This window comes from Paraeggerthella hongkongensis (genome assembly GCF_003726035.1).
GTDB classification, from domain to species: domain Bacteria; phylum Actinomycetota; class Coriobacteriia; order Coriobacteriales; family Eggerthellaceae; genus Paraeggerthella; species Paraeggerthella hongkongensis.
Map to the genome: position 1 here is coordinate 17,126 of NZ_QICD01000007.1, position 12,649 is coordinate 29,774.

Here is a 12,649-nt window from a genome sequence, read left to right on the forward strand (position 1 = left end):
AAAGCAAAAGGAAAAATGACCCGAATTTCCGTCAGAATTTTCCCACCCGTTTACCGAACTCGCTTTCAGCCGTCTCTCCTGCAGCCTCACGGCCACTTCGGACAACAACGGCAGCGCGCTGCCCAACGGGAAAAGCCCACGATCGCGGCGCAGATCCCGTCATCAGCGCGCGGCGGCGCGCTCTTGCTCCTTCTGAGCAAGACGAGCAAGCGGCACGATCTTCGTCATGATCACGCCGTCGGACACCACATCGCCATCCTCGTCGTAAGCGACCACATTCCAATACTGCTTGATCCCGCCCGCGGTCGAAGGCTCCTGACGGTCAAGCTCGGCCACACCGCGCAACACGCCGTTCTTCCCGCTCTTGCGGTGGCGCACATGCACGTCGATGCCGAAAGGACGCTCGCTATCGAAATCGGTGTTCTGCTCGGTCCCGATGCTCGCCACCGTTTCAAGCAAGGCGATGGTCGCCCCGCCGTGCAGGTAGCCATGCGGCTGGTACAGGTCCGGCGTGATGGGCATTACCGCTTCAACGCGGGTTTCGCAAACGTCGGTCGCCTTAATATGCAGGGTATCGGTCAAGGCCATAAGGCTCCTCCTTACTGATCCGCATCGTGCGGATCCACCATGTTCGAGCCTTAGTATACCCGTCCGACGCCAAAGCATCCCCGGCCAGTCCCGCGAAGCCGTCCGGCCTTACCGAGCGCCCTCGGAACACGACCTGATAAAGCGCTTGACCTCGTCCGGAATGTCACGAGGATGCTGCTCGGGACGCGCGATCAGATACCCTTGCAGGTAGTCAACGCCCAGATCGAGCACAGCGCGCAACTCCGTTTCGGTTTCCACCCCTTCGGCAACCACGCGGATGCCGCGGTCGTGAGCGTATCCTACCAAGTTGCGGGCTATGTCCTGCTGATCCTTCTGGCAGTCGATTCCTCGAACGATGCATGCGTCAAGCTTCACGAAGTCAACGTGGTAGTCCAGTAGAGACGTCTCCCCGTTGTAGCCGCTGCCGAAATCGTCCACGGCAAGGCGGGCACCCAAACGCCGCGCCAGCGCTTCTTTGTACACGGCCATTTCGCGACTGTAATCGCTTTCGATGATTTCAATGACCAGATGCTTGAGCATGCCGCCGTAGCGTTCGATCAAGAACAGCTCGTCTTCAGAGGACAGGCGCTGCGTGGCAATGCTGTTCACGAACAGCAAAGACCCTTGGCCTACGTAACGCCGCGAGAACGCGTCTAAAGCTCCCAGAAACGTCATGCGTTCGACATGGTGAAGCTTCGACTGCGAGCGCGCCAGCGCCAACACGCGATCCGGCGTGGAAATGGACTCCAGCTGGGGACGCATAAGCGCCTCGAAGGCAATGACCTCGCCGGCCCGAGCATCCACGATCGGCTGGAAATGGTAGTCCACAAGCTGCTCATCGAACAGACGGTTCAAGTCCTCGCCGGTGTTCACGATGAACGACTTCTCATCGTAGCTGGCGCGGTCGAACATGAACAGCTCGCCTTTTCGACTGCTCTTCGCCAGGTACATGGCGAAGTCGGCGTACTCGCGAAGGCGCGCGTAGGTGGTGGCGTCGTCGGGGCAGAACGCAGCGCCCATGGAAGCGCGCACTTTGAGCGCCTTTCCGTCAGGAGCAGCCAGCACGCTCTCGTCGAACGCACGGCAAAGATCGGCGAACAGCGCTTCGACATCGGCTCGATCCGAGCAGACGTCGACGAACGCCAAGAACTCGTCGCCGGACACGCGCGAGCAAGGACCCTTGTTGCCGAACGCCGACTCCACAGCGCGCGCGGCAGCCTTAATGTACTGGTCGCCCCAATCGTGCCCGTACGTGTCGTTGACGAACTTGAGGTTGTCCAAGTCGAGCATGAGCATAGCTCCAAGCCTCTTACGGCCCCGCAGCAGCTCGGTCACCTGCTGCTCGAACGCGCGGCGGTTCAGCAGCCCAGTCAGGATGTCGTGATCGCGTTCATGCTCCAAGCGGCGGCGCGTTCGAATCTCGTGCGTCACGTCTTCCACCAGCCCGTACATCACGCCGCGATCCTCATCCATCAAAACGACCAAGCGCACCCACGTGGTGCCGCGTTCGTCGAAGAACAGGTAGCGATCGTCCCCCTCGCGTTCGACGCGCACGCGGTACCAATCCATGAACCGATCGAAATCATCCGCCGACATGGTGCCCGAGCCCGCGCGTCCCACGCAGAAACTCGTCGCTTCGGGGCACTCCAAGATGGACAGCGTAGAGAACAGCCCTTCGGTATAGCTGACCGTTTCCAGGATGGCGTTGTACTCAAACGCGCCGATACTGCGATCGGAAAGCTGCAGTATCTGGGACAAGCGCGAAGACGCTGAGGCAACCTGGGTTCCCAACGACTCGATCGCCTCGGAAAGCTCGTCCACCTCGACAATGCCGGTAGGCGTGAAGGAAATGGGCTCTTCGGGACCGGTCGCGCGAACCTCCTTCATAAGGTTGCGCAAACGCGACGACGACAGCCACGCCACCAGCACGGCCACGATCAGGCCCATGACGAAGGCAACAAGAAACGACCGGAACAAGCTTTCGGAAAGCGCATGCGAAGCCGAGAACAGCCCTTCTTCGGGAACAATCCCCACAAGCGCCCATCGGTCGGAGGCGAACGGAGACGTGCTGTCGTACAACGCCAACTCCATCGCGGATGCCACGGCGCGCTTGTCCGGGTCGGCCGAGTCGAAAGCCGGATCGACCACCATACGGGCCTGGTTGTCCAGAAAACCCTCGATGGAGCCGTTTTCAACGTACAGGCTTTGCGTCGCGCCGCTTGTAGCCAGCACTTCGTACGTGCGCGGCTCGTCCGGCAAGGGCTCCACGCCGGCGCTACGTTCGGAGTTGGCGGCCTGCACGGTTGCGAGCAGGTACGAACCGTCGCCTCGCTCGTTCAGGTCGCGATACGGAAAAAACGACTCGATGCGATCCTGGCGTATCTCGACGCCCAGCACTCCGCACAACTCCCCCGAAGCGGTTCGAATCGGCACGCTGTACGTCACCGAAGGCGTTCCCGCCCAGCCAAGATCAACCGGTCGTCCCCAGTACCCCAGATCGCTTGCCTCTGCATCGGGATGTTTCTGGGCGGCGCGGAAAGGCTCGTAGTAGAAGGCGCTGCGCTGATTGCCTTCGGCAGCCAGCGGAAACGTTGCCGACCACTGGCTGTCCAGGGCTATCTCCATAGTGCGCCCCACGCTGATCGGACACGATGCAACCATCAGGTCAGATCCGCCTTCGGTGTTGACCTGCGGGTTCGAATCGCGAATGTAGAGCGCCGTGCGAGCATCGGCGGCCTCTCCCTCCGCCCCGCCGTTCGTCAACACGAAGTAGGCGCCGTCCACCTCGCTGTGCCGGATGAAAGACACCAGATCGTCGGCCATCGCGTCGACAATGGACAAGGCCACGTCCGAACCCGGAACAATATCGGACACCGAAGCTCCGCGCTCCGCCAGCACCTCGTCAACACGACCGGCCACAACATCGGGCATCGAGCCGAAGTCCGACCAGCGAAGAACCATGTCGCTCTCGAGATAGCTTGCCCGACTGGCCACGCGTTCCGAGAACAGATCGTATGCGGCGTCGTCCATCTGAACGAACACGCGGCTCCCGGACAAAATCGCAGCGCTCATGACGCCCTGCAAAATAAGCACGATGCAGAAAGGCAGCGCGATAAGGGCCTTGAACGTCAAGCCCTTTCGCGCGCCCTTCACCTGTTTCATGCCCAGCGTCATGCCCTCGTAGCTCTATTCTTCAACATCCTCGCCCTCGGGAACTATGCCACGACGGCTTCCAACTGCATCTTCAAATCAGTCAACCAAGCGTCGAAAACCGATTCGTCCAAAAACGCGGCGACAGCCTCGGCGGGATCGGCGCCCGCCTCGATCTGAGCGCGCACGGCAGCCTGATCCCGCACCGCCCGGTCGAACAGCGACTTGCCCAACACCGAACGAGCCTCGCTGCCCTTCGGAGCCGGAAACGTCCGGTACAGCCCCGCATCCATGGTCTCGAGCGCAGCGGGCAGGGTCTCAGCGTAATTGCGGGAAGAATTCCCCAGCGACAGGGCAACCTCTTTCAAGAATTCCGGCTCGATCGCCTCTTTGGTCACGGGCAGGTACCCTGCCTCCACCGCGAACTCGGCATTCTGCTCCTTGGCCGTGAACCAGGTAAGAAACTCGACGCACGCGCACTCTGTACGCTCGTCGGCCTTCGTCACCACAAAGCCCGCACCCTGCTGAGGGGCGCACGGAACGCCGTTTTCGAACGTGGGAGCAGGCAAAGCTATCACCTCGATAGGATAGCTGGTCCGATCGTCAACCGTCACGGTCTGCGGAAAATACACGACCGACGAGGACGATCCCACGTAGCTGAGCAGGTCGCCGGTCTTGACGGCGTCCGAGCGGAACTTGCCTTCGGAAGAGAACCAGCCCTGCACCATGGGTACGTAATAGTTGTCCCACAACGTCTTCATCGTAGCGCGATCAAGATCGAGCTCGATGCGTCCGTCACGAACGGAAAACACTTCGTGGCCTAACTGCTTCGCACCGGTGACTAGGTAATTCGTCAATGCATCCCGTCCAAAGAACGCGCGTCCGTCGTTCGGCACGTCCGGGGTTTGCGCATCGGTCCATTCGTAATAGCGCTGCGACACCGCCACGATCCCCTCGACGGTGGCAAGCTCATCGAGCGTGCTGCCCGTTGCATCGGCGAACACCCGCCAATCGGTCAGGTTCATCTGAAACGTCTCGGTTGATTTCGCCACGGGGAACACTTTCAAAGAACCCGTGCCGTCTAGATCCCCTTCAGCCAAAAACGCCTCGACGTACTGATCCTTCTGCTCGTCGGTCAGGTATCCGGAAAGATCGGCCACGCGCCCGAAGCTGTCGACAAGCGAAGCCGTATCCGGATACGAAAGGAACGCGTCGGGCATATCGGCATATCCCACAAGTCCCTGCGCCGACCCGGTCACCGCTGCGGCCAAATCGTTTACGCCGCCTTGGCTGGAACCGGTAACCACCACGCCTACGCTTTTGCCCCGAGTCGCGTTGAACTCATCGACAAGCGATTCGAACGCCTGCTGCTGGGTTCCGTTGTAGTACGTCCACAGCTCGATTTGCACGGGGTCGGCGGGATCGAGCAGCGAAGAAGCGTCTTTGCCCGACGCAGCCGCGCCCAAGCTTGAGCAGCCCGCCAAGGCCAGCATCCCCGCAAGAGCAAGCGCAACAGCCTGCCGCAGCGTCTTTTTCGCACCCATCCGCTCCCCCTCTGCGTCGCGCACAACCGCCCCGCGCCTATACGTACGTTTCAGAACATTCTAAGTCATGAAGCGGGGCTGCTGCCGACGAACTTGCGAACGCGCCGAGACGGCAGGAAGCCTTGGGTTGACGGCAGGATCTTACGAGTCCCGCGGCGCTTTCGGAGGCTTCGTATCGCGCGGAGCCGCCGAAGAACGGGGAACGGCCGCCTGCTCGTCGCCACGATCGCGCAACGGCTGATCGACGTCCAAGGGAGTCCGCTGCTCGTCAAGGTGCCGCGCCACTGCCGACACCCCCGACAAGCGGCCGGCAGCATCCGGATCGTTCAGCATCTGCTTGGCATCGCGCTTGAACGTCTTGGTTGTTTGAATGAGTATCGCGCCGATAAGAAACGGCATCCAGAACACGATGCCGCGATAGACAAGCGCAATGGACAGACCCGCCGCCGCAGTCGCCCCGAAGGACGTGAACGCCACCACCACGGCAGCTTCCACCACGCCTACGCCCTGCGGCGTGATCGAGATCATGGCGAACAACGTTGCCACCACGTAGCCGCAGATGAGCGCTTCGGGAACCGTTACGCCGAATCCAACGCCCACCAAGCTGAAGCAGGCGAGCTCGCACGCGCTCGCGGCAATGGAGCACCCGAAGGACTTCGCCGTGGTCTTGGGATTGTGCGCGATAAGGCCCGCCGCATCGGAAAACGAGCATACCGTACGTTCCACCCACGGGTCGAGGGGCCCTTTCTTGAAACGGGCGAGAATGCGGTTGACCAACCGTTCGATGGGCCGCAGCACGCGCAGCACGAGCGCCGGACGCTTGCGACCCAGCACCAAGATGGTGATCATTGCTCCCACCAGCGCGATGACAAGCAGCCCGAGCAGAAACCACAGGGGCGACAAGCCCACCGTGGCGGCCAATATGGCGAAGCCTATCAGCATGATGGTGGCGAATCCCGAATCGATGGTGATCTGCATGAGCAGCGCCGCGCTGGTTGCCTTGCCCGGGGCAATGCCGCGCTGGCGCGCATCGTCCACCACCAGCGTAGTGCCGGCCAGGTTGAGCGACGGCGCGATCGTGTTCATGAAAAACGTCCCGAACACCAAAGGCAGCGTCGAGCGCGGATCCATGCGCTCGTCAACCGCTTCGAACGCATACGAATACGCGAAGCTCTGCGCGAAGTACTTGCCCAGCTGGGTGCACAGCGCAGCGATCAACGGGATGGCCGCGCCCTTCTTGATGGTTTCCACCAGCTCGACCAGCTGATCGCCGCGCAAAAGCACCACCGCAAGCACGATGACGATAACAAGCCCGATGAGCAGGTTTCTGATGTTGAGCTTCACAGCCTTGCCCGCGCCCCGAACGCCTCCGCCTAGCGGAGGAATTCCTTGAGGTCGGAGTGCATGAGGAAGTCGAGCTCGTTGGCCGATTCCGCATCCGTTTCCAAGAACAGGAAGCCGTAATTGCCCACGCGCCGAACGTCGAACGGCCGCATCTCGAGCACATGGGAGAAACGGCTGAGGAACGCATCGTAGTCGAACCGCTCGTCCCCTGTAGCGTCGGCCGGCGGATTGAGCAGCGACATCGTGTACACTTTGTCGCCCTTGCCCTCGAACGCGCGATCGAAATCAGGGCGCTCATCTTCCAGGAACGCCTCGTACGTGCGATACCCGTAGCCGTGCCAGCTGACGTCGGTGCCGCCCAAACCCGCGAAACGAAGCGGGTTGAACTCGATGGGACACACGTGTCCGTCGAGGACGCGCACCTCTACGTGCACGGGGAAGTTACGCGCTCCCACAAGCGCGTTCACGCGGTCGAGCCATTGCGTGAACAGCGCGGACGTTTCGCGCACGATAGGCGCACTGGTCACGTACATGCGGTCAGACGTGTCCTCGGCGGAGACGAAGTCGTGGCGCAAGACGTTAAGGATATGCGCCGCGCCGGTGGCGTCGAAGTACGCGTCGAGCGCGTACTCGGTCCCCTCGATGTAGCCCTCCAAGATGAACGATCCGGACCCGATGACGCTTTCGGGGTACATGTCGTGCCAGGTGGACGCGTTGCGCTGAATGTCGGCAAGCGCGCGCTCCCAGTCTTCGCGATCTTGGATGGCGTACACGCCCATGCTGCAGAACCCGACGGACGGCTTCAACACGAACGGCACTTCCAGCTTCGAGAAATCCAGCTTGAACAACTCGTCAACCGAGCAGGTTTTGAAGAACAGATCAGGGTCGAGGGCAGCCAGAACCTGCCGCATGGCGGCTTTGTCCTTGAACAGCCCGATAGCGCGCGACAGGCTTTCGTTGTGCGCGTTCTCGACGATCCACGCCAGGGCGTTTTCGGAATTGGTGTACACGCGCTCGCCTGCATCGATGCGGCGCACGGCTTCGTCTGCCGACACCAGGTTCAACGCACGGCCCGCAGCCGTCGTGCGCGCGAATTCGTTGTCGAGCACGGGATGCTGCGAAGACTCCATCCACGCAAGCAGCGGTTCTGATGCATACGGCTCGTCAAGCACTATCATTGCTTCGAATCCTCCTTCATCGGTGCGCTTCAAGCATGCGAAGCGCTTCGCGCATCCGCCGGCGCGAACGTCGCGCGGCGACAAACAAGTAGTATAGCATGGGCGCGCCCGCACCCGGCAGCCTTACTCCCGACCGGCGGCACGATAGACGCGCACAAGGTCGCGCGCGTTCGTGATGTCGAAAAGAACCGCAACCGCAAACGCAAGGCCCAGCCCTATCGTCACCGCACCTTGCCGCGGCGCGATCATGAACACGAACGGCGCCAGCACCAGCGCGATGGGAACGAAAAAGCCGATCAAACAACTTCCCAAACGCTTCCACAACCCGTAGACGAACGACGCCACCACGTACACGAACAGCCCGGTAGCAGGAGACCCCGCCAAACTCAGCACCGCCAAAGCCGCCGCCTTCGCCGCAACAACGGCGCCTTCCTTCTTAAGGCCTTCGCGCGCCTCGTCGCGTACCTGCTGCGGCGTTTTCTGAGAAGTCGACGCTCTGAAGGGCGCGAACGGGTCGAACGGGTCGAACGGCACGCCGCCGGGCGCGCCTTCTCCGGCAGAGCGGGTGCCGTCCCACGAAGTCCACACGTAGGCGGTACGTCCCTGCCCTTGCGACTGGCCCTGCCCGAACGGCCAGTCCGCAAACGGGTCCCACTCGACTTGCTGGGGCGACCCGTACGGATTCGCCGTAGGATGCGCATACGGGTTGCCTGCATAAGGGCGCGGGTCGCGACGCGGATCGAACTCGGGCGTCCACGAGCGGTTGAGCAGCACGTCGCGCGCTTCGTTGATTTGCTTGGTCAGCTCCTCCGCTTCGGTGCGCTCGACAGAATCAAGCGGAAATTTGTCCGGATGATGGGCGATGACCAGTTTGCGATGCGAGGCTTTGACCTCGTCGTCGGTAGCCCCCTCGCTCAGGTTCAGTATGTTCAGCGCTTGAGATTTCTTCATGCCGCCCACTATACCGAAGCTCATTGCGCGTTACGCCCCCGGTGCGGCTATGTTCCTTTTACGACAAGGAAGGAACATAACCGGGAACGGATCGACCTTCGAATCTCCGGAGCTGACGCCGCCGCCTCGCGCGTCGATCCCGCAGACCCGCAGACCGTTTAGAAAAAATCGCCGTGCATCTATGGTTTCTGCTGAAAAATTGCGTTTGCGAATGATCTTTTTCGAGGATAGTCAAAGTAACAATTCTATGACCTGGTGTTTTAATTATTGATTCTATTACTTATATAATTTAACCCTCAAGAAATCGTTCGCAAACGCAATTTTTCAGCAGAAACCGAGCCTTCGGGAAGATTTTTGCATCGCAGGCACCCGCCGCTTCATCCGCCGCGCCCGTCAGGAACGGCCGATAGACCGAGCAAGCGCACGTCCCGGATCGGCAACCGCAATGCAACGACCGTCTCTCGCTTCGGGAACCCGGCGCGCAGCCGGAGCGGAGGATCGCCATGCACCACCCCTTCCTGCAAAAAAGCTGGAACCCGTCTGTCGGGTTCCAGCTTTTGGAAGAGCATGGTCCGGCGCTTCGAGCCTTAGTCGATCGCGCCGTCTGCGGGCCTAGTGCCTGAAGTGGCGATGGCCGGTGAACACGAGCGCGATGCCGTGCTCGTCAGCAGCGGCGATCACCTCGTCGTCGCGGATGGATCCGCCCGGCTCGATGATGGCCGTCACGCCGGCCTCGGCCAAAGCGTCAAGGCCGTCGCGGAACGGGAAGAACGCGTCCGACGCGGCCACGGAGCCCTTCGCCTGCTCGCCCGCCTGCTCGACGGCGATGCGCGCGGAGTTAACGCGGTTGGGCTGGCCGCCGCCCACGCCCACCGTGGCATGGTTCTTGGTAAGCGCGATGGCGTTGGACTTGACCGACTTGCACACGTTCCAGGCGAACAGCAGCTCGGCCATTTCCTCGTCGGTGGGCTGGCGCTTCGTGGGAACCGTGAACGCAGCCGGATCCTCCAGCACGCCGTCGGAATCCTGCACGAGCAGGCCGCCCTCGACGGAGCGGTACTCCACTTCCCCGCCGGCCTTGTTCACGCCGCCCGTGGACAGAAGACGCGCGTTCTTCTTGGCGCTGTACATGTCCAGCGCGTCGCCCGCGAACTCGGGCGCCACGATGGCCTCGACGAACTGCTTGTTCTCGAAGATGGCGACCACCACGTCGGACGTGACCGGGCGGTTGAACGCCATGACGCCGCCGTACGCGCTGACCGGGTCGCACGCATGCGCGCGCTGGTACGCGGCCACCAGGTCGGCGTCCTGGCACACGCCGCACGGCGTAAGGTGCTTCACGATGACGCACGCAGGCTCGTCGAACTCGCGCACGGCCGTCCACGCGGCGTCCAGGTCCAGGTAGTTGTTGTACGAAAGCTCCTTGCCCTGGTGCTGCTTGGCGTGGGCCAGGCTGTGCTCGGCGCCGGCGTAGCTGTCGCGACGGTAGAACGCGGCGGACTGATGCGGGTTCTCGCCGTAGCGCAGATCCTGCACCTTGGTCAGGTTGAGGGCGCGGGCGGCCGGGTACTTCTGGTCGCCTTCGAGCTGCTCGCCCATCCAAGCGGCGATGGCGCCGTCGTAGGCGGCCGTCGTGCGGAACACGTCGAGCGCCAGCTTTGCGCGCGTGTCGCACGTGGTGGCGCCGTCGTTGGCGCGCATTTCGGCCAGGACGTCCTCGTAGGTTTCCGGGCGCGTGACCACGGCCACGCTCTCGAAGTTCTTGGCGGCGGAACGCAGCATGGACGGGCCGCCGATGTCGATGTTCTCGATGCAGGTTGCGAAGTCGGCGCCGCCGGCCATCGTCTTCTCGAAGGCGTACAGGTTCACGACCACCATGTCGATCATCTGGATGCCATGCTCGGCCGCCTGGGCCATGTGGGCCTCGTTGTCGCGCTTGGCAAGCAGACCGCCGTGCACGCGCGGGTGCAGCGTCTTCACGCGTCCGTCCATCATCTCCGGGAACTGCGTCACGTCGTCGATCGGCGTGACCGGCACGCCGGCCTCCGCGATGACGCGGGCCGTGCCGCCCGTGGAGATGACCTCCGCCCCGAACTCCTCTACGAGGACGCGGGCGAAATCAACGACGCCCGTCTTGTCCGTAACGGACATCAAAACGCGCTTGACCTTCGGATTGCTCATATGGTCTTACATCCTTTCCTTTTGGGTTCCGCCGCCTTGCGAACGACGAAACGACTCGACGCTGCGGGCCCTATTGCCCTGCACCGGCATTGCCGCCGGCGCTCTATCTACCTGCCCAAGCTGCTCTCATGCTTGGCACGGGCTTCTTCACTGTACCGCTGCCGGTAGCGCACGTCCACCAGCTCGCCGACGATCGCTATCGCCAATTCGGCGGGCGTCTTCGCCCCGAACTTCAAGCCGATGGGACGCTTGACGCGCGCCCAGTCGTCCTCGGTAGCGCCCGCCGCCAAAACCAGCTCGTGCACGCGGTCGTTCTTGCCGGCGCAACCCATCATGCCCACGTAATGCGCGCCGTGCTTCGCCGCCCACACGCAGGCTTCGGGATCGAACATATGGCCGCGCGTGAGCACGCACACGTAGTCCGCCGGCGTGCAGGACAGCTGGTCCAGCGCATCGAAGCCGCCGCCGGGAAGGACAATGCGCTCGGCATCCGGGAAGCGGGCTTCGCTCACGTACGCGGGATCGTAGTCGACCACCGTCACGCGAAAGCCCACGTGCGCGGCCAGCGCCGCGACTTCGCTGGCCGCGTCCGACGCGCCCAGCAGCCACACGCGCACCTGCTCGAACAGCGGAACGGATAACCAGGTGAGTCCTTCGAACTGCTCGTTGTGCATCGAAGGCCCGCGCGTGACGTCCTTCATTTGGAACGCGTCGCGCGCGGAATGCGGGCGCGCGGCCACGATCTCCTTCGCATCGTTGCAGAAGAACACGAGCGGCTCGCCGTCGGCAGAGCCTTGGTCGCCGTACTTCTTCGTCACCTCGTTGTCAGTGTTGGCCTGGGCCCGCTCTGCATCGTAGACCACCTTGAAGCCTATCCAGGCAAGATCGCCCTCGTCGATGGCGCGCACGGCGCGCTCGAACACGACGGCATCGGCTTCGCCCAAGCTGCGCGCGATCGTGTCCGCATACGACGGATCGACATGCTGGTTGCCCGCAAGGGCGTCCGCCAAAAAGCAGGGAAAGTCGTCTGCGGAAAGAACGGGCGTGCGGCCCGCGCGCAGATCGGCCGCCAACGCGGCGAGAACATCCCTCATCATGCTATATGCACCTTCCTGTCCTCGCCCACCGTCACGCGGCCCTCGGCGATCTGCCGCAGCACCTCCGGATAGACAACGTGCTCGACCTCGTGGATGCGCGCCTCCAGATCCTCCAGAGCGTCGCCTTCGCGCACCTCGACCGCGCGCTGCGCCACGATGGGGCCCTTGTCGTAGTCCTCGTTCGCGAAATGCACGGTCACGCCCGTCACCTTCACGCCGGCATCGTAGGCGTCTTGAATGGCGTGCGCGCCCTTGAACGACGGCAGGAGCGCCGGATGCAGGTTGAGCACGCGGTCCGGGAACGCGTCCAGCATGACCGGCGTGACCTTGCGCATGTAGCCGGCCATGACCACGTACTCCGCGCCGGCCGAACGCAGTTCGTCCACGATGCGGGCGTCGGCGGCCAGCGGATCGGCGTACACGTCGCGGTTGAGCACGACGGTCGGGATGCCCGCGGCCTTCGCGCGCTCGATGCCGTACGCGTCGGGACGCGACGACACCACGCACGCGACGTTCACCGGCAACCCGTCGCGCACGGCATCGATGATAGCTTGCAGGTTCGTGCCACTGCCGGACAGCAGCACGCCAATATTGAGCGGCGTGGTCATGCAGGTTC

The 12,649-nt window shown here is 62.7% G+C and carries 9 protein-coding genes; all 9 read right to left on the reverse strand.

Translation table 11 applies throughout. The features are described 5' to 3' along the window. Window positions 1-162: 162 nt before the first annotated feature. Window positions 163-588, reverse strand: coding sequence for a PaaI family thioesterase (locus tag DMP08_RS05215; RefSeq protein WP_123191906.1), 426 nt, complete (start codon window positions 586-588; stop codon window positions 163-165). 108 nt (window positions 589-696) lie between these two features. Then, window positions 697-3,750 carry an EAL domain-containing protein gene (locus tag DMP08_RS05220; RefSeq protein ID WP_244596818.1) on the reverse strand — a complete coding sequence of 1,018 codons (3,054 nt, stop codon included), beginning with the start codon at window positions 3,748-3,750 and terminating at the stop codon, window positions 697-699. Window positions 3,751-3,803: 53 nt separating this feature from the next. Beyond that, window positions 3,804-5,282 (reverse strand): extracellular solute-binding protein, encoded by a 1,479-nt coding sequence (locus DMP08_RS05225; RefSeq protein WP_123191907.1) that lies wholly within the window; start codon window positions 5,280-5,282, stop codon window positions 3,804-3,806. 141 nt (window positions 5,283-5,423) lie between these two features. Next, entirely contained in the window at window positions 5,424-6,626 is a 1,203-nt protein-coding gene (locus DMP08_RS05230) for a lysylphosphatidylglycerol synthase transmembrane domain-containing protein (protein ID WP_244596819.1), read from the reverse strand. A gap of 29 nt (window positions 6,627-6,655) precedes the next feature. After that, the gene (locus DMP08_RS05235; protein ID WP_123191908.1) at window positions 6,656-7,804 is read right to left on the reverse strand and encodes an ATP-grasp domain-containing protein; all 1,149 of its coding nucleotides are present in this window, start codon (window positions 7,802-7,804) and stop codon (window positions 6,656-6,658) included. 123 nt (window positions 7,805-7,927) lie between these two features. After that, the gene (locus DMP08_RS05240; RefSeq protein WP_244596820.1) at window positions 7,928-8,779 is read right to left on the reverse strand and encodes a J domain-containing protein; all 852 of its coding nucleotides are present in this window, start codon (window positions 8,777-8,779) and stop codon (window positions 7,928-7,930) included. A gap of 588 nt (window positions 8,780-9,367) precedes the next feature. After that, the gene (gene purH, locus DMP08_RS05245; RefSeq protein WP_123191909.1) at window positions 9,368-10,936 is read right to left on the reverse strand and encodes a bifunctional phosphoribosylaminoimidazolecarboxamide formyltransferase/IMP cyclohydrolase; all 1,569 of its coding nucleotides are present in this window, start codon (window positions 10,934-10,936) and stop codon (window positions 9,368-9,370) included. 107 nt (window positions 10,937-11,043) lie between these two features. Further along, window positions 11,044-12,033: an XdhC family protein gene (locus DMP08_RS05250; RefSeq protein WP_123191910.1), complete on the reverse strand. Its 990-nt coding sequence runs from the start codon at window positions 12,031-12,033 to the stop codon at window positions 11,044-11,046. Next, entirely contained in the window at window positions 12,030-12,641 is a 612-nt protein-coding gene (gene purN, locus DMP08_RS05255) for a phosphoribosylglycinamide formyltransferase (protein WP_123191911.1), read from the reverse strand. Before purN ends, DMP08_RS05250 begins: the two co-directional genes overlap by 4 nt. Window positions 12,642-12,649: the final 8 nt, after the last annotated feature.

Coding starts and splice junctions, on each gene's coding strand:
- DMP08_RS05215 (WP_123191906.1), bottom strand. CDS start 588: ATGGCCTTGACCGATACCCTGCATATTAAGGCGACCGACGTTTGCGAA.
- DMP08_RS05220 (WP_244596818.1), bottom strand. CDS start 3,750: ATGAAACAGGTGAAGGGCGCGCGAAAGGGCTTGACGTTCAAGGCCCTT.
- DMP08_RS05225 (WP_123191907.1), bottom strand. CDS start 5,282: ATGGGTGCGAAAAAGACGCTGCGGCAGGCTGTTGCGCTTGCTCTTGCG.
- DMP08_RS05235 (WP_123191908.1), bottom strand. CDS start 7,804: ATGATAGTGCTTGACGAGCCGTATGCATCAGAACCGCTGCTTGCGTGG.
- DMP08_RS05240 (WP_244596820.1), bottom strand. CDS start 8,779: ATGAGCTTCGGTATAGTGGGCGGCATGAAGAAATCTCAAGCGCTGAAC.
- purH (WP_123191909.1), bottom strand. CDS start 10,936: ATGAGCAATCCGAAGGTCAAGCGCGTTTTGATGTCCGTTACGGACAAG.
- DMP08_RS05250 (WP_123191910.1), bottom strand. CDS start 12,033: ATGATGAGGGATGTTCTCGCCGCGTTGGCGGCCGATCTGCGCGCGGGC.
- purN (WP_123191911.1), bottom strand. CDS start 12,641: ATGACCACGCCGCTCAATATTGGCGTGCTGCTGTCCGGCAGTGGCACG.